The sequence below is a fragment of the Microbacterium sp. Y-01 genome (assembly GCF_003856715.1).
GTDB classification, from domain to species: domain Bacteria; phylum Actinomycetota; class Actinomycetes; order Actinomycetales; family Microbacteriaceae; genus Microbacterium; species Microbacterium algeriense.
In genome coordinates this window covers 2,417,653-2,433,579 of the sequence record NZ_CP024170.1, presented here as the reverse complement: position 1 = coordinate 2,433,579, position 15,927 = coordinate 2,417,653, and the positions used below count along the sequence as shown (strand labels likewise).

Here is a 15,927-nt window from a genome sequence, read left to right as displayed (position 1 = left end):
AACAAGGAGAAGAAATGCGACACGCAGACAAGAACGCCCTCATCACGGGCGCAGGCTCCGGCATCGGGCGGGAGACGGCCCTCCGGCTCGCCGGTGAGGGAGCGCGCGTCCTCGTGACCGACGTGTCCGCCGATGGTGCGGCCGAGACGGTCCGCCTCATCGAGGAGGCAGGCGGCACCGCCCTTGCGTCCGTGGTGGACGTGCGCTCGCGGGAGCAGATCCGCGCGGCGGTAGACCTCGCGCGTGCGGCCTGGGGGTCGCTGCACCTCCTGGTGAACAACGCCGGAGTCGTCACCGAGCACTCGTTCGAGACCCTCACCGAGGAGGCATGGGACTTCGTCTTCGACATCAACCTCAAGGGACAGTTCCTCGTCGCGCAGGAGGTCGCCCCGCTCATCGCCGAGTCCGGCGGCGGGGCGATCGTGAACCTGTCGACCGTCGAGGCCCTCGTCGTCGTGACGAGCACCGGCACCGCGCAACCGCACTACAACGCGAGCAAGGGCGGCGTGCCGATGCTCACGAAGGCGCTCGCGGTCGAGCTCGCAGCGAAGAACATCCGCGTCAACTGCGTCGCCCCCGGCCCGATCGCGACGGACTTCTTCGACTACGAGAGCGTCACGAGCCCTGAGGCTCTGGAGTTCATGAAGCAACGCCTCCTGGTGCCGCGGGTGGGCGTGCCCGCCGACATCGCCTCCGCGGTCTCCTGGCTGCTCAGCGACGAGGCGTCCTGGATCGACGGCATCCAGCTCCCCGTCGACGGAGGGTGGCTGACGCGATGATCGACGACGTGCGCCTGGCTCCGGACGAGCTGGAGGCTGCCGGCATCCGCACCGTGATCGTCGCGACGCCCGACCTGCAGGGTCGACTCGTCGGCCGCCGCATCCCGGTCGAGGGCTTCGGCCGCGTCGTGGAGAACGGTGTCGACATCTGCACCTGTGCCTGGGCGTGGGACATCGACCAGGGCCTCGAACTGATCGATGCGAACAAGTTCGCGCTGTGCGGGATGCACAACGGCGTCCCAGACGTGACGCTGATCCCCGACCTCGAGACCCTCCGCCCCGCGGCCTGGCTCGAGGGGGTGGCCATCTGCCTCGCCGACCCGGTCGACGTGCACACGCACGAGCCGATGCCGCTCTCACCCCGCGTGCTGCTGAAGCAGGAGCTCGCCCGCATCCGGGAGCTCGGGCTCACCCCGCTCGCGGGGACGGAACTGGAGTTCTACCTGTTCCGCAACGACCCCAGGGAGCTGCGCCGCTCCGGATTCCGTGACCTCGACCCGACCACCCTCACGCCGTCGGACTTCATGATCCACGAGGGCAATCTCTACGAGCCCTTCTTCCAGAAGCTGCGCGCCGACCTCCGTGCCAGCGGCATCCTCGTCGAAGCCGCGCAGAGCGAATGGGGACTCGGGCAGTGGGAGATGACCTTCGAGTACGGCGACCCGCTGGAGATGGCCGATCGGCATGCGCTGTACAAGCTGGCGGTGCGCGACACCGCCGCTCGCGCGGGCATGTCGGCGACGTTCATGGCGCGGCCGCTCAACGACCAGCCCGGATCCTCCTGCCACGTGCACGTCTCGTTCGTCGACGACGAGAGCACGGCGGTGTTCTGGGACGAGTCGGCTCCGGATCGCCTCAGCGGGCGGATGCGGTCGGCGATCGCCGGCGCGCTCGAACACGCACCCGCGCTGATGGCCTGGTACGCGCCGACCGTCAACTCCTACCGCCGCAGCAACTCGTCCGACGTGGCGGGGAGCGGTCAGACCTGGGGCTTCGACAACCGCACCACGACGGTGCGGGTGGTGGGGCACTCGCCGCAGGCGCTGCGCTTCGAGTTCCGCCTGCCCGGCGCCGACACGAACCCGTACTTCACCCTCACCGGGGTCCTGGCGTCGGCGCGCGACGGCATGGAGAAGGCGACCGTGCTGGGTGACGCCGTGGTCGGAAGCGCCTACGACCTTCCCGCCGACGGGGCCATGCCCGCGGATCCTCGTCAGGCGAGCATCCTGTTCGGCGAGAGCCCGCTCGTGCAGGAGCTGCTCACTCCCGAGCTGATCTCGCATCAGCAGGTGCTGCTCGACCACGAGTGGACGACGTTCATGGCCCGCGTCACCGACTGGGACCTGCACCGCTACTTCGATCGGATCTGACATGACGTACCCCGCCCTGCGCACCTGGATCGCCGGCGTCGCCGAGGACAGCCCCGAGAGCGACGGCACCTGGCTGCATGACCCGAACACGGGGGAGGCCCTGGTCGCCTCCGCGTCGAGCTCACTCGACCAGGTCGGCCGTGCCGTGACCGCGGCGCAGCAGGCGCACGACGACGGGCGCTGGCGCGGCCTTGCCCCCGAGCGCCGCGCGGAGAAGCTGGACGCGCTCGCCGACTGGCTGGACGAGCGGGCCGAGGAGGTCGCGCATCTCGACGCACTCAACAGCGGCGTGCCGATCTCCGTCACGCGGCTGTTCGGCGGGGCGAACGGCGCGACCCTGCGGGATGCCGCCCGGCGCGCGGTCGCGGTCGGCGACTCGCGGGCGCTCGCCGCCGAGCACGGGCCCGTGCGTCTGCACCGTGTGCCCTGGGGGCCGACCGCGCTGATCCTGCCGTGGAACGCCCCGTCGGCCATGGCGGTGAAGAAGACGGCGTTCGCGCTCGCGGCCGGTGCGACGGTCGTGCTCAAGCCGTCCTCGTTCTCGCCGTGGAGCGCCCAGCTGCTGCTGGAGGGTGTGCACGCGGTCGGCATCCCCGACGCGGTGGTGGGTCTCGTGCAGGGCAGCGGCGGCGTCGGACGCAGCCTCGTCGCCGACGAGCGCATCGCCGCGATCTCGATGACCGGCTCGACGCCGACCGGGCGCGCGATCGCCGCGACGGCCGCTCCGCGCTTCGCGAGACTGCAGCTGGAGCTGGGCTCGAACAACGCCGCGATCGTCCGCACCGACGCCGACCTGGAGCAGACGGCGAAGGCGCTGGCCGATGGTGTGCTGAAGCTGTCGGGCCAGTGGTGCGAGGCACCCCGCCGGGTGCTCGTCGACCGTGCGCGCCGGGACGAGCTGGCAGGTCTCCTGATCGCCGAGTTCGGCCGCCGGGCGATCGGGTCGAGCCTGGACGATGCGACCGAGGTGGGCCCGGTCGCGTTCGCCGGGCGCCGCGACGAGCTCGTCGAGCAGCGGGAGCGGCTGGCGCAGGCCGGTGCCGAGCTGCTGCGCGTCACGCAGGTGCCCGCACAGGGATGGTTCTTCGAGCCGACGGTGGCGGTGCTCGACGGTCCGGGCCTCGCGGACGAGGTCTTCGGACCCCTGCTGCTCGTGGGCGGCTATGCCGACGAGGACGAGGCGGTGGCGCTCGCGAACACCGGGCAGGTCGGACTCGCCGGCTACGTGTTCGGCGCCGACGAGCACGCCGCGGCCGCACTCGGCACACGGCTCGTCGCCGGTGAGGTCAAGGTCAACGGCGCGAGCGTGCTCGACATGTCGCCGGAGTCGTCGCAGAGCTTCTTCGGCGCGAGCGGACTGGGAGGGCACGGAGACGCCGATGTGCTTGACTTCTTCGTGGGGAAGCAGATCGTGGGCTCCGACCGCCCGGGTCTGCCCCTCTGATCGGAGGAGCACGGATGAGCGAGCGTGACGACGCGCCGCACGACTTCTCCCGTGCCGTCCTGCAGCCGGTCTCCGGTTATCAGGCGGTCGCCGGGTTCCTGCGGCGCGAGATGGCGCTCGGCCGCATCCGCCCCGGCGATCGGCTTCCGCCGGAGCGCCGGCTCGCCGAACAGCTCGGCGTCTCGCGCGAGACCCTGCGGCAGGCGCTGCGCATCCTCGAGGGGAGCGGGCAGATCGTGATCTCGCGCGGTGCGTCCGGTGGGGCGATCGTGCAGGATGCCGCCCTCGACCCGCGGCTCATCCGCGAGGAGGTGCGCACGCGCTCGGCCGAGATCGGCGAGCTCACCGAGTTCCGCTCGATCGTCGAGTCCGGTGGGGCGGCGCTGGCCGCGACCCGTCGCAGCGACGTCGACCTGGAGGCGATGACGCTGGCGCAGCGCGACCTCGCCGCCGCCGTCACGAAGGCCGAGTCGCGCATCGCCGACACCGATTTCCACATCGCGCTCGCCGAGGCCTCCGGCAACTCGTTCGTCCGCGACGCCGTCGAAGAGGCGAGGGTGCGCATGTTCGAGCCCGTCGACCTGATGAGCTTCGACTTCGTGAAGGAGTCGAGCTGGCACGCGCACGAGCAGATCCTCGATGCGGTGCGTCGGGGCGACGCCGAGGCCGCAGATGCCGCGATGCGCGCGCACCTGCGCACCACGCGCGAGGAATTCACGCGCGTCATCGAACCCTGAGTTGTGAACCGGAGCACCGTCTGCGCAGACGACCACTCGAGACTGAGGTGATGTAAGACCCATTCCAGAAGTGACACGTAATCCAGAGGCCACCGGACCGTCAGAAAGGCCTCATCAGAGAGGAACCCCTCTGGGGTTTTGACGGCGGGTGAAGCGAGATGAGGCGGTCGGTTGCCGCAGGTCGTCGCTGCCGAATTCCAAGCGCGTCAGGAATCGCGAACCGTCTCCTGACTTCAATGCGGTTCTAGCCGCGGGGAGGTGCCGGACTGCGCGCGCTTCCCGGACGCGATCGTCCTCGTTTATGGCGAGGCGAGTGCGGAGTCGGTGCGGGTCTCAGAGTAGGTCTCGCGCTCCCATCCCCCCGCATTCTTAGGACCAGCGGGAGGAGACCGGGATTTGTACGGCGGGGGCGGAGGTCTCTAGTCCAATCATCGCCGCGCTAAGCGGGTCTAGGGTCGCTTAGCTGATCTCGTTGTTCCCGACCTGGGTGTCTGCTGCTCAGACGAATCGCCGGCTAGGATTTCTGCTTCTCTCGGATGAGGTCGAGGGCGAGGACGGAGCCGATGAAGGTCTGGCGCTGAGACGCGCTTAGAGCGGGGCTGAACTCGACTGAGTAGGTCGACTTGCCGAGCAGCGCCTTGCCGGCGCCTGACCATGCCCGGGAGACTGTCGCCAGCACACCGAGCGGGCCGATGAACTGGAAATCGAAGCCGATGATATTGCCTTGCAGGTCGATCTGCTCGCCCTGCATGTCAATCGTGATGCGCGTCTTGAACAGCGTGACCCGTTTTACCAGGCTTGCGAGCGGGGTGCCAGTGCCGTCCAGGATCTCCATCCGGTCGCGTCCGAAAGTGACGGTGTCCTTCACCTGGACGATCGGGTTCCCCGGGCCATCGAGCACCGTCAGCTCACGTGCGCCCATGAACGCGCGCCCAAGCGCGCTCCCTGCCGTCTCCACCTGGGCGATCTGCTGCCCATTGGGATCCATGATCGCGAAGTCGTTCTTCGAGAAGTTCTTCGTCTGCTGGAAGATGAGTTGATTGTGCGTGAGGACAGACATGTGGTGATCATGTCACTGCCGCTACGTCATGGTTCCTGTCCGTCTGTAGAACGCGGTCGGTGCGGCTCGGGACGACGCGCCTGGTATGAAATCCGGGACCATGGCGCGTCATGGCCCGTCCAGAACCGGCTTCTTCACTGCTACATCCCGGCTGGCGGGGGCATCCGGGCTGGGGAGGTAGAGCCCGAGGGATCGCATCATGTGGGTCAGTAGCACCCGCAGGTCCTCCTGCTGCATATGGTTCAGGCCCGCCTCATACCGGCCGTTCTCCCGGGTGGCCCGTTGTACCTGGGCGAGCAGTTCGGTGCCGGCCGGTGTGATTCGGCATTCGAGGACCCGGCCGTGTTGCGGGTGCGGCGTGCGCGTGACGAGGCCGCGGCGAAGGAGTCCGGCGATCGCGGTGGACATGGATTGCGGCGTCACCCCCGAGCGTGTGCTGAGGGTCGCGCCAGATAGCGCGGCGGGATGCTCCGTGTCCAGTTGTGCGAGGGCGGAGAGCTGGGACTGGGTCAGGCTGAACTCGTGTAGGTCCTCGTCCAGGCGTTGGGACAGGGCCTGGTTAACTCTGCGGAGCAGGTAAGGCAGTCTCTGCCCGAAGTCTTCGGCCATCTCGCTCCTTCCGCGTTGACCACTGATAGTATCAGTTGCCTTACATTTTTCGCTGACCGCTCCCGGCGGCAGTCGATCCGACGACAGGAGCCTCCATGAAATTTGCATCTGTACGCCTCATCACCAGCCGACTCGACGAAATGGTGGACTTCTACGAGCTCGTCACTGGGGGGACGTTCGAGCGACCCAATCCGGTGTTCGCCGAATTGTTGACGTCGGGCGGGACGCTCGCCGTCGGGAGCGACGCCACCCTTCCGTTGTTCCCGGGAACCGGTCTTGCCGCCGCGTCAAACACGAGCGCCATCATCGAGTTCCAGGTTGATGACGTCGATGAGGAGCGGAGGCGGCTCGGTGACCGGGTCCAGGTGCTGCAGGAGCCGGTCACCCTCCCGTGGGGAAATCGCGCGATGATGCTGGCCGATCCTGACGGCAATCGCGTCAATGTCTATGCCCCGCACACCGCAGAGGCGAAAGCGCGGTTCGCCGACCGCTGACGTACTGCGGTCCCGGTACGGCGTCTCCTTCGCTGGGCGCGCCCGCTCACTCTTGTGTGCAGTGACCTAAGCGCAGGAGGCTCGCCTTGTTGATCGCGATCCCCATATCGCGATCGACTTGGATACTGCGAGCGCACCGACGGCCTGGCGGCGCATCGCTCGCAGCGTCGGATCCGCAGCACGCCACACTCTCGTTAGTCCCCGTTGATGGGTTCTCGGTTGTGTCATACGATGCCGATCGCGCGCCAGATGCGTGCGATGACGTCGAGTTGGGCGGGGTTATAGAGGTCCATCATGGCCTCGATGACGGCGCGAGCGAATGTTGACTGTTCTCGGATGCTGCGGGGGCGGGCGTCGGCGGGGAGCGGATGCTTCGCGAGCAGATCGGCGGTGTGAGGTGCCATCTGTTCCGCGAGGCGGCTCCGGGTTTCCTCATCCGCGTCTGCAGGGAGGGCGTCGAACTCCTCCGCGGCGGGTGTGCGAGGAACTCCTTTGAGAAGGGCGCTCCAGTGGTCGTGGCCCTGGTCGCCGGCGACTTGCGTGATGACCGCATACAGCGATCGGTCCGCGTCGGAGAGCTCGGCGTTCTTCGCCGCGACGGAGATATCGAACGGCAAGTCCGTGTCGGTCGGGGTTCGACGGAGTTGTGCGATCTCTTCCTGCGCGAGCTGGAGCTGCGCGATGGTTTCGGCGAGATCGGCCTGCACCCCATCCAGTGTCTCCTCTAGGTCGGCGGAGTCCTGCAGCACCGCAGCGATGGCCGACAGCGATAGTCCGAGGCGGGTAAGGCGCCGGATCTCCAGGAGCCGCACGAGGTGCGCTGTTCGGTAGGACTTGTACCCGTTCGGCAGTCGTTCAGGCTCCTCGAGCAGCCCGATGTCGTGATAGTGCCGCACCGTGCGCAGCGTGGTGCCGGCAAGCTTTGCGACTTCGCGCGTGGACCATCCCATTCCAGCCCCTTTCTGTCCGTCCCCTTGAGTATGCCGTAGGGGCACGGTGTCCACTGTGATGAGTCGCCGACGGTTGGACGGCGCGACGAGCTATGGAGACACGCACATATGGAAAACGAGAAACGAGCAGACCGCCCACGGCGGTGGATCATCTGGCCGATCGTTGCGGCAGCGACCATGATCGGGTCGGTCATCTGGGTGTCGAGCCAGATCGGCATCGGCTGGGTCGGAGCGGGACTGTCTCTGTCGGCGGTCGTCGTGACGCCGGTGATCCTCGCGTTCCTGTGGTTGAACCGGTGGCACCGCGGACGCCCGGGCCTGCTCGTGTCCGCGTTCGTCTGGGGCGCAAGCGTGGCGGCCTTCTGCTCGATCTGGACACAGGCCTGGCTTCACGACCTGGTCAACGCCATCTGGGGAGCAGACGTCGGGGAGTGGGTGCGCCCGCTGATGATCACACCCGTGACGGAGGAGGTTCTCAAGGGGCTCTTCCTGCTCTGGCTGCTGATCTACCGGCGCCGCGAGATCACGGGCGTGCTCGACGCGATCGTCTACGCCGGGCTCGCAGGTATCGGGTTCTCCTTCATCGAGAACAGTCTGTACTTCGGACGCCCGATGATGGAGGTTATCCAGTCCGGTGGGGCGGACGCTGGGGCGGTCGCAGCGCTGGGCGTGACCCTGTTCATGCGCATCGCAATGGTGCCGTTCTTCCACTCCCTCATGGTCGCCATAACAGCAATCGGCGTCGGCATCGCGGCGAACCGTCGCGGAACCGCAGCCAGGGTCCTGCCTGTGATCCTCGGGCTGCTCGCCGCAATCGTGCTCCACGGGATCTGGGACTGGGCGGGCCTTGCCAGCAGCGACCAGTACCTGATCTTCAAGGTATACGGCGCCGTCATGGTCCCGGTCTTCCTCGCGATGTTCGTCGTCGCGCTTGTCCTCCGCCGCAGGCAAGGAAGGATGATTGCCGAAGGAGCAGCGATCCTCGTTCGAAGCGGGGACATTACATCCGAGGAAGCGACGCCCCTGGGCAGCCTGCGAGCACGCCGACGCTGGCGCGCCGATATCCGACGCCGCTCGGGACGACCCGCGGCGCGAGCCGTGGCGAGATACCAGTCCGAGGCGAGTGCCCTCGCCATCCGCCTGACACGCGGGACCTCCGCCGATCGGGACTGGCTCCCCGAACAGCGTCGCGTCGTCGCATCGGCCCGCTCGGACACGCCGGTAGAGCGATTGGTCGGCTGACCTCGGCGATTCGGGTTACGACGGTGATTCGGTGCAGTCCCGATGACGCGGCGCGACAGGGGATCCTTCTCACGCGGGCTCCCCTGTCTGTCCCTATGACGGCTCCGACGCACGTCGCTGGTTCTAGGTGTCGAGGGCATGTGGCGGCTGTATCGCGTCGGAGCGCCCGAGTCTCCCGCCGCGTGTAGCGTCGTACTGCGGTCTAGGACCACCGCGAAAGACGTTTCCGTCTTTGAAACGCGGCGCCCGCGCGTTATCCCTTTCGCTTTCCCTGCTCCTGTGGGCGGCGGCGCTGAGGCACGGAAGCGCGGATCCCTCAGGCCGCGAGTTGACGAGTTTCGTGCGCGCGAGATCACCTGGTCGCCCGGACTGCGCTGGCATGATTCGTGAAGATCGAGAACGTTCACCGCAGAGGCTACTCACGAGGCGGCAAGCGTCGGGGCATCACGGGGATGACTGGGCGAACCGTGATTCCCGACGGATCGATCCTCGCATACATGGCGCCGGCGGCGTATAAGAGCGTATTGCCGGGTGGATGGGTGAGGCTGATGGCGCGGCTACCGTCGGCGTGATAGTTCTGGAGAGTGACGCGGTCGGCGTTTCGGCGCCGGCAGCGATGGCAGTATTCATTGCGGCTTCCCAGACTACGCGTTTCAGGGTGCCAATCGAGGACGCCCTCCTGCTGTGTGAACTCCCGCGCTGGTGGAGCGTACCCGCTGCGGCGATCCTCATCTTCTAGTCATAGCTCCTTGACTGCGGGCTATTGCTGACCTTCATGCAGGGACATCATGTCGCTCGCGATCTGCTCGGCTGCCGCCCGCATCATGGGGACTCCCTTCGCGGTGGCCGTGTCATCCTCGAGGGCGGAGTGCAGCGACATCGACATCGCGAACTCGACGGTGCCGCTCGCTCCGAGGACGCCGATGGCGACAGCCTTCAGGCTGTAGTCCAGTTCGCGGTCGACGAGGGCATAGCCGTCGTCGCGCGCCTTCTGCAACGCCGCCTCGAGTTCCACTCGCGACGAGATGGTCCGGCTGGTGAACGGGGTGGGCTCCCACCGGTCGAGGTAGTCCGCGAGCCACGCCTCTGGGGAGTGCGCGAGCAATACCCTTCCCATGCTCGTAGCGTAGGCGGGAAAGCGCGTGCCCACGTGGATCCGGATCGCCATGGGGCGCGGCGCCGTGACTTGAGAGATGTAGATAATCTCGTCGCCGTCGAGAGTGGACAGGGAGAAAGACTCCCCGGTCTGCTCGGAGAGTTCGCGCAGTCGCGGGGTCACGATGTCGCTGATAGTCATGCTGGACAGATACGCCTGCCCGAGGGTAAGCACGCGGGGGCGTAGGGAGAACTGGTTGCCCTCCGCGCGCATGTATCCCAGGTCTACGAGGGTGAGCAGAAACCGCCGAGCCGCGGCGCGCGTTAGCCCGGTGCGCTGGGCCACCTCGGCAAGAGTCATGCGTGGGTTCTGCTCATCGAAGGCCTCGATAACGGCGAGGCCGCGTTCAAGCGATTGCACAAAGTCCCGCGACGCGAGCGTCGATCCATCACGATCTTTCATTGGCATTCTCCTGACGGTCGTTGATTCCATCGTACGCAGATCGCACACATGTTCGGAATTGACAACATATGTCGAGTTGCTTAGTGTTGTGCGAAGAGCGCATTGAAGTGCGATGTGCGCACAACTCGACGAGGAGATTGCTGTGACGGAGTTGCCCAAAGTTCACCCGAGAGCGCACGGCGCGGGGGCTGCGTTTGCAAGGATCACGGACCGATGCTGAGGCTCATCGCCCGCCGTCTTGCCGGAGGGCTGTCGGCCCTCTTCGCCGTCGCTACCCTGACGTTCGTCCTTCTGAACTTCTCGGCGAGCAATGTCGCGCGCGGTGTGCTCGGGGAGTCGGCCACCCCCGCCCAGGTCGCCGCCAAGGAGGCAGAGCTCGGACTGGACCGGCCTCTCGCGGAGCGGTACCTCGCCTGGCTCGGCGGTGCCATCCGCGGAGACTTCGGCGTGTCGTGGTTCACAGGACAGCCGGTGACGACCAGCATCGTCGGGCGCCTTCCCACGACCCTGTCGGTCGTCGTGTGCACCATCCTGGTCGCCGCCGTGCTCGCCGTCGCCGTCGGCGTCACCGCCGCCGCCCGTCGGGGCTGGGTGGACCGCCTCCTCCAGATCGTCGCCGTCGGCGGAGCCGCAGTCCCGCAGTTCCTCGTGGCGGTGCTTCTCGTGTCGCTCCTGGCGGTGCAGGCGAGGATCTTTCCCGCCACCGGGTATCACCCGATCACGGATGGCGTGGGCGCCTGGGCGTTGTCGATCACCTTGCCTGTTGCCGCTCTCGCCTTCGGGGCCATGGCCTCCACCGCACAGCAGGTCCGAGGGGCGACGATCGACGAGCTCTCCCGCGACTATGTGCGCACCCTCCGCAGCCGAGGGCTCGGCTCGACCGAGATCCTGTTGCGGCACGCACTGCGCAGCGCGGCGCCGAGCGCGCTCACGGTCCTCTCCCTGCAGTTCATCGCCATGCTCGGCGGAGCCGTGATCATCGAGCAGATCTTCGCCCTTCCCGGTATCGGATTCCTCGCCCTAAGCTCCACCACTCAGGGAGACATGCCGGTCCTGATGGGCGTCGTCGTCTACGTCGTCATCATGGTCGTCATCGTCAACCTGCTCGTCGACGTCGCCGTCGGCTGGCTCAACCCGAAAGCGCGGGCCTCATGACCGTTCCGCTGACACCGGTCCCCGGTGCACCCCCTCAGAACCTCCTCCGGCGAGTGCTCGCCAACCCCCTCGGCCTGGGCGCGCTCATCGTGCTCGGCGTGCTCGTGATCGTCGCGGTCGTGGGTCCGTGGGTCGCGCCGTGGGATCCGAACTACTCGCAGCTGAGCAACGCGCTGCAGCCCCCCGGCGCCCCCGGGCACCTGCTCGGCACCGACAGCGCCGGCCGCGATGTGTTCAGCCGTCTGCTCATCGGCACCCGCACGACCCTGATCGCGGCGGCCATCGCGGCGTCCGTCGCCGCCCTGCTGGGCGTGCCCAGCGGACTCGTCGCGGGATACGCCGGCGGCAAGTTCGACGCCGTGGCCTCGTGGCTTGCGAACGTGATCCTCGCGCTGCCGTCGATCATCGCGCTGCTCGCCGCGACCGCCGCCCTCGGCTCCAGTGTCCTCGTGTCCATGACCGTGTTCGGCATCATGATGTCGCCGACGTTCTTCCGCCTGACGCGCACGGCGGTGCGGTCCGTGCGCGGCGAGCTGTACGTCGATGCCGCGCGCGTGTCCGGCCTGGGGCCGGCGCGAATCGTGGGCAGGCACATCTTCTTCGTCGTGCGCGCACCGCTGGTCGTGCAGCTGGCGGTGGTCGCAGGCATCTCCATCTCCATCCAGTCGGGTCTGGAGTTCCTCGGCCTCGGTGATCCGCTCACGCCGTCGTGGGGCGTGATGCTGAACGAGGCCTTCGTGAACATCTACGCCGACCCCGTGCTGCTCGTGTGGCCCTCCGTCATGATCGTGCTGGCCATCGGATCGTTCATCGTCCTCTCCAACGCGGTCCGCGACGCGCTCGAATACGCCTCGCCGGTCGCACCGAGACGACGCCCGCAGCCGCTCAGGGCGGTGTCGGAGCTGCCGACCGCATCGGCGGCTCGCCACGACGGCCATCTGCTCGAGGTGACGGGCCTCGCTGTCGGATACCCGCAGCCGGGCGGTGACACCCGCACCGTCGTGCAAGACGTGTCGTTCCACGTCGACCGCGGCGAGGTCGTCGGCCTGGTGGGGGAGTCCGGGTCCGGCAAGTCCCAGACCGCCTTCGCCGTGCTGGGCCTTCTCCCCTCCGAGGCTCACGTGCTCGCCGGGGCCATCGTCTTCGACGGGGAGGACCTGCGCGCCGATCGCGGCCGACGCGGCGGGGCCCGCCATCTGCTGGGCAGGCGCATCGCCTACGTGCCGCAGGAGCCGATGAGCAACCTCGACCCGAACTACACCATCGGCCGTCAGCTCACCCGTCCACTTCGGGTCGCGATGGGCCTCTCTCGCGGCGACGCGCGCGCACGTGCGCTCGAGCTGCTCGCCGCGGTGGGCATGCGGGACCCGGAGCGCACCTTCCGTTCCTACCCCCACGAGATCTCGGGCGGCATGGCGCAGCGCGTCCTGATCGCCGGCGCCATCAGCTGCCGGCCCGACCTCCTCATCGCCGACGAGCCGACGACAGCTCTCGACGTCACGGTCCAGGCCGAGATCCTCGACCTGCTCCGTCGCCTGCAGCACGACCTCGGGATGGGGATGCTGATGGTGACCCACAACTTCGGCGTGGTCGCCGACATCTGCGATCGAGTGCTGGTGATGGACAGGGGAACCCTGGCGGAGTCCGGGCCCGTCCGCAGTGTCCTGCGCTCTCCGCAGAGCTCGGCGAGCCGCGCGCTCCTCCTGTCGTCGCTCGCCGGCCGCGAACCACTCACCCCCCTGTCCGAACGGGGCGCTGCTCTGCAGAAGGAAAGGGCATCATGACCGGCTCGACCGAAACGCTGCTGGACGTCGTCGATCTCGACGTCGTCTATCCGGGAAAGGGCCGCCGCCAGCCGCCGCACCGCGTCCTGCGCCAGGTCTCGCTGGAGCTGGGAACGGGGCGTACGCTGGGCCTCGTCGGCGAGTCCGGCTCCGGCAAGACGACACTGGGCCGGGCCGTGCTCGGCCTCGCCCCGGTGTCCGGCGGGGACATCGTGTTCCAGGGCCGCTCGATCGCTCGGCTCGACCGTCGTCAGCGGCGGGTGCTGAGCCGCGAGCTGCAGGTCGTGTTCCAGGATCCATTCACCTCGCTCAACCCATCGATGCAGATCGGTGCGATCCTCGCCGAGCCGCTGCGCGCGCAGGGATGGACGACCGAGGCCGCACGGGCACGAGTGCGCGAGCTGCTCGACCTCGTGGCCCTGCCCTCGGATGCGATCCAGCGCCGTCCGCGGGAGTTCAGCGGCGGTCAGCGTCAGCGCGTCGCCATCGCGCGGGCGTTGGCACTCGCCCCCGCGCTGATCGTGTGCGACGAGCCAGTGAGCGCTCTGGACCTGTCCACGCAGGCTCGCGTGCTCGACCTCTTCCTCTCGATCCAGCGAGAGACGAACGTGTCGTACCTCTTCGTCTCCCACGATCTCGACGTCGTCCGCCACGTCAGTCACGACGTGGCCGTGATGTACGGCGGGGAGATCGTCGAGCGGGGATCCGGCCGACAGGTGACTGAAAGACCGCAGCATCCGTACACCCAGAGACTCCTGTTGTCGTCGCCGGTGCTCGACCCCGATGCGCAGGCCGAGCGCCGCCGCGCACGACAGGAGCTGTCCCCAGACGCACGACAGGAACGCGACGAGAAGGAGATCCCCGCGTGACGATCGCCCACCCCACAGCCCGCCGACCGTTCGGCCGATCAGACGTCCGATTGTCCGCCTTCGGCGTCGGAGCCGGAACCCTCTCCAACCGCGACGGCTCGGCGGCGTTCTCCGAGATGCTCCTGGCCGCGTGGGAGGCCGGGCTCCGCAGCTTCGACAGCGCGCCCCTCTATCTCGACGGCGGCAGCGAACGCCGTCTCGGCGAGTTCCTCTCCCCCCGATCCCGCGAGGAGTTCGTGGTCTCCACGAAGGTGGGCAGGCTCGCCAACGCCTCCCCGACGGAGGCCATCGACGACGGCCGCCGGTTCGACTACTCCGCATCCGCGGTGGCGAGGTCGGTGGAGGCCAGCCGCTCCCGGCTCGGTGTGGAGGTCATCGACGTCGTCTACGTCCACGACGTGGACCGGCGCATGCACGGCGACGACTTCGAGCGCGTGGTGGCGACCGTCATCGACGAGACCTTGCCGGCTCTGCGGGATCTCGTCGACCAGGGCGTCGTCCGCGCCGTCGGGGTGTCGTCGAGACAGCCGGACGTGTGCCGCGACATCGCCGAGCGCGCGCCCGTCGACGGCTTCATGATGGCGGGCGCCTACACCCTGCTCAACCACGATCCCCTCGACGACCTGTTCCCGTTCTGTCTCGACCACGGGCTGTCCGTCGTCGTGGCGTCGCCGTTCAACACCGGCATCCTGGCCACAGGCTCCGCCGACTCGAGCTACGACTACGGCCCTCCGCCCGCGGAGGTGTCGCAGCGCGTGCGTTCCCTCGTCGCGGCGTGCGCGGATCACGGGGTGCCCCTGCCCGGTGCGGCGCTCGCCTTCCCGCTGCGGCATCCCGCCGTGGCTGGAATCGTGGTGGGCAACCGCTCCGCCGCGGAGCTGCGCTCCAACCTCGACGCGCTCTCCGCCGAGATCCCGGACGAGTTCTGGCGGCGCCTTGTCGACGAGGGACTGATCCCGGCCGGATCGGTGTCGCAGGACGGCGCGCCGCATGAGGTATAGCTATGCGACGGTGTCCCTGCCCACGCTGACGCCCGCGGAGGCGGTCGTGGAGCTGCGCGAGTCAGGTTTCGAGGGGGTGGAGTGGAAGGTCGGCGATGCTCCGCACGCGGCCGGCTCCAACGCCGCAGACTTCCTCCTCGGCAACCGCTGCACGCTCGCGCCCACTCTGGAGGCCGCAGAGGAGGCGGCCAGGCTCTGCGCGCAGCAGGGCCTGGCGGTCGTCGGTCTCACCCCGTACGTGTCGGTGGGAGACGTCGAGGGCATGAGGCTGGTGCTCGACATGGCCGACCGCGCCGGCGCCCCGCAGGTGAGGCTGCAGGCGCAGCGCGTGCGCGACGGCGAGTCGTACCGCGTCATGCGCGACGACCTCGTGCGCTTCCTCGACGCGTGCCTTCCGGACGCCCACGATCGCGGGGTGCGGATCCTCATCGAGATCCACCACCGCACCATCGTGCCCAGTGTCGGACTGGCCATGCCGATCCTCGACCACTTCGACGACGCCGACCTCGGCGTCATCTACGACGTCGGCAACATGGTCTACGAGGGTTACGAGGACTACCGCATCGGGTTGGAGCTGCTCGGCTCCCGCCTTCGGCATGTGCACCTGAAGAACGTGGGGGCCGTCCGCACCGGGGACGGATCATGGCGTTACGAGTGGACGCGTCTCGACGACGGGCTCGTGGACGCGTCGCACGTGCTCGCGCTCCTCGACGAGGCCGGGTACTCCGGATGGGTGTCGATAGAGGATCTCGCGACCTATGCGGACTCCCGCGACGGCATCCGCTACAACGCCGAGGTGCTCGGTCGCGTCGCCGCTCCCGGATGGCGAGGCGGTCGCGCTGCGCCGGAGCCGTCCCGTCCTTAGCCCCCGCAGA

General features: G+C 68.2%; 15 protein-coding genes. 11 read left to right on the top strand and 4 right to left on the bottom strand.

What is annotated here, in order from left to right; all coding sequences use genetic code 11:
* Positions 1–14: 14 nt before the first annotated feature.
* Genes CSX12_RS11480 through CSX12_RS11465 form a run of 4 tightly spaced genes read left to right on the top strand, consistent with a single transcriptional unit; the run spans position 15 to position 4,330 of the window.
* Positions 15–779, top strand: a complete 765-nt coding sequence (locus tag CSX12_RS11480) for a glucose 1-dehydrogenase (protein WP_105710490.1) — start codon at positions 15–17, stop codon at positions 777–779.
* Positions 776–2,149, top strand: coding sequence for a glutamine synthetase family protein (locus CSX12_RS11475; RefSeq protein ID WP_164479574.1), 1,374 nt, complete (start codon positions 776–778; stop codon positions 2,147–2,149). Before CSX12_RS11480 ends, CSX12_RS11475 begins: the two co-directional genes overlap by 4 nt.
* 1 nt (position 2,150) lies before the next feature.
* The gene (locus CSX12_RS11470) at positions 2,151–3,593 is read left to right on the top strand and encodes an aldehyde dehydrogenase family protein (protein WP_124895863.1); all 1,443 of its coding nucleotides are present in this window, start codon (positions 2,151–2,153) and stop codon (positions 3,591–3,593) included.
* A gap of 14 nt (positions 3,594–3,607) precedes the next feature.
* Positions 3,608–4,330, top strand: a complete 723-nt coding sequence (locus tag CSX12_RS11465; RefSeq protein WP_124895862.1) for an FCD domain-containing protein — start codon at positions 3,608–3,610, stop codon at positions 4,328–4,330.
* Positions 4,331–4,844: 514 nt separating this feature from the next.
* Here the strand turns inward: CSX12_RS11465 and CSX12_RS11460 are convergent.
* Together CSX12_RS11460 and CSX12_RS11455 are read right to left on the bottom strand one after the other, a co-directional pair.
* On the bottom strand, positions 4,845–5,390 hold the full coding sequence (locus CSX12_RS11460; protein WP_124895861.1) for an LURP-one-related family protein: 546 nt from the start codon (positions 5,388–5,390) through the stop codon (positions 4,845–4,847).
* 108 nt (positions 5,391–5,498) lie between these two features.
* Positions 5,499–5,999 carry a MarR family transcriptional regulator gene (locus tag CSX12_RS11455; protein ID WP_164479573.1) on the bottom strand — a complete coding sequence of 167 codons (501 nt, stop codon included), beginning with the start codon at positions 5,997–5,999 and terminating at the stop codon, positions 5,499–5,501.
* A 95-nt stretch (positions 6,000–6,094) separates the two neighbouring features.
* On the opposite strand from CSX12_RS11455, the gene CSX12_RS11450 reads away from it, so the two are divergent.
* The gene (locus tag CSX12_RS11450) at positions 6,095–6,493 is read left to right on the top strand and encodes a VOC family protein (protein ID WP_124895859.1); all 399 of its coding nucleotides are present in this window, start codon (positions 6,095–6,097) and stop codon (positions 6,491–6,493) included.
* A gap of 224 nt (positions 6,494–6,717) precedes the next feature.
* Here CSX12_RS11450 and CSX12_RS11445 read toward each other — a convergent pair whose 3' ends face one another.
* Entirely contained in the window at positions 6,718–7,443 is a 726-nt protein-coding gene (locus tag CSX12_RS11445; RefSeq protein ID WP_124895858.1) for a MerR family transcriptional regulator, read from the bottom strand.
* A gap of 108 nt (positions 7,444–7,551) precedes the next feature.
* Between CSX12_RS11445 and CSX12_RS11440 the strand changes: the two genes are divergently transcribed.
* A complete protein-coding gene (locus CSX12_RS11440; protein WP_124895857.1) occupies positions 7,552–8,685 on the top strand; it encodes a PrsW family intramembrane metalloprotease in 1,134 nt (377 codons plus the stop codon).
* 760 nt (positions 8,686–9,445) lie between these two features.
* Here the strand turns inward: CSX12_RS11440 and CSX12_RS11435 are convergent.
* Positions 9,446–10,243, bottom strand: coding sequence for an IclR family transcriptional regulator C-terminal domain-containing protein (locus tag CSX12_RS11435; protein ID WP_124895856.1), 798 nt, complete (start codon positions 10,241–10,243; stop codon positions 9,446–9,448).
* A 213-nt stretch (positions 10,244–10,456) separates the two neighbouring features.
* Here CSX12_RS11435 and CSX12_RS11430 point away from each other — a divergent pair, with 213 nt between their 5' ends.
* From CSX12_RS11430 to CSX12_RS11410, 5 genes are read left to right on the top strand one after another with little or no spacing between them, the layout of a single operon-like run.
* Positions 10,457–11,398 carry an ABC transporter permease gene (locus CSX12_RS11430; RefSeq protein WP_124895855.1) on the top strand — a complete coding sequence of 314 codons (942 nt, stop codon included), beginning with the start codon at positions 10,457–10,459 and terminating at the stop codon, positions 11,396–11,398.
* Entirely contained in the window at positions 11,395–13,182 is a 1,788-nt protein-coding gene (locus CSX12_RS11425) for a dipeptide/oligopeptide/nickel ABC transporter permease/ATP-binding protein (RefSeq protein WP_124895854.1), read from the top strand. The genes CSX12_RS11430 and CSX12_RS11425 overlap by 4 nt, the downstream gene beginning before the upstream one ends.
* A complete protein-coding gene (locus CSX12_RS11420; protein WP_124895853.1) occupies positions 13,179–14,051 on the top strand; it encodes an ATP-binding cassette domain-containing protein in 873 nt (290 codons plus the stop codon). The genes CSX12_RS11425 and CSX12_RS11420 overlap by 4 nt, the downstream gene beginning before the upstream one ends.
* Positions 14,048–15,052 (top strand): aldo/keto reductase, encoded by a 1,005-nt coding sequence (locus tag CSX12_RS11415; protein ID WP_124895852.1) that lies wholly within the window; start codon positions 14,048–14,050, stop codon positions 15,050–15,052. Before CSX12_RS11420 ends, CSX12_RS11415 begins: the two co-directional genes overlap by 4 nt.
* Complete coding sequence (locus CSX12_RS11410) at positions 15,042–15,917, top strand: sugar phosphate isomerase/epimerase (protein WP_124895851.1); 876 nt, start codon at positions 15,042–15,044, stop codon at positions 15,915–15,917. The genes CSX12_RS11415 and CSX12_RS11410 overlap by 11 nt, the downstream gene beginning before the upstream one ends.
* Positions 15,918–15,927: the final 10 nt, after the last annotated feature.

Excerpts from the sequence above, each read along its gene's own strand:
- CSX12_RS11410 (WP_124895851.1), top strand. The coding sequence starts at position 15,042 with ATGAGGTATAGCTATGCGACGGTGTCCCTGCCCACGCTGACGCCCGCG.
- CSX12_RS11445 (WP_124895858.1), bottom strand. The coding sequence starts at position 7,443 with ATGGGATGGTCCACGCGCGAAGTCGCAAAGCTTGCCGGCACCACGCTG.
- CSX12_RS11425 (WP_124895854.1), top strand. The coding sequence starts at position 11,395 with ATGACCGTTCCGCTGACACCGGTCCCCGGTGCACCCCCTCAGAACCTC.
- CSX12_RS11435 (WP_124895856.1), bottom strand. The coding sequence starts at position 10,243 with ATGAAAGATCGTGATGGATCGACGCTCGCGTCGCGGGACTTTGTGCAA.
- CSX12_RS11460 (WP_124895861.1), bottom strand. The coding sequence starts at position 5,390 with ATGTCTGTCCTCACGCACAATCAACTCATCTTCCAGCAGACGAAGAAC.
- CSX12_RS11440 (WP_124895857.1), top strand. The coding sequence starts at position 7,552 with ATGGAAAACGAGAAACGAGCAGACCGCCCACGGCGGTGGATCATCTGG.
- CSX12_RS11430 (WP_124895855.1), top strand. The coding sequence starts at position 10,457 with ATGCTGAGGCTCATCGCCCGCCGTCTTGCCGGAGGGCTGTCGGCCCTC.
- CSX12_RS11465 (WP_124895862.1), top strand. The coding sequence starts at position 3,608 with ATGAGCGAGCGTGACGACGCGCCGCACGACTTCTCCCGTGCCGTCCTG.
- CSX12_RS11455 (WP_164479573.1), bottom strand. The coding sequence starts at position 5,999 with ATGGCCGAAGACTTCGGGCAGAGACTGCCTTACCTGCTCCGCAGAGTT.
- CSX12_RS11475 (WP_164479574.1), top strand. The coding sequence starts at position 776 with ATGATCGACGACGTGCGCCTGGCTCCGGACGAGCTGGAGGCTGCCGGC.
- CSX12_RS11470 (WP_124895863.1), top strand. The coding sequence starts at position 2,151 with ATGACGTACCCCGCCCTGCGCACCTGGATCGCCGGCGTCGCCGAGGAC.
- CSX12_RS11450 (WP_124895859.1), top strand. The coding sequence starts at position 6,095 with ATGAAATTTGCATCTGTACGCCTCATCACCAGCCGACTCGACGAAATG.
- CSX12_RS11480 (WP_105710490.1), top strand. The coding sequence starts at position 15 with ATGCGACACGCAGACAAGAACGCCCTCATCACGGGCGCAGGCTCCGGC.
- CSX12_RS11420 (WP_124895853.1), top strand. The coding sequence starts at position 13,179 with ATGACCGGCTCGACCGAAACGCTGCTGGACGTCGTCGATCTCGACGTC.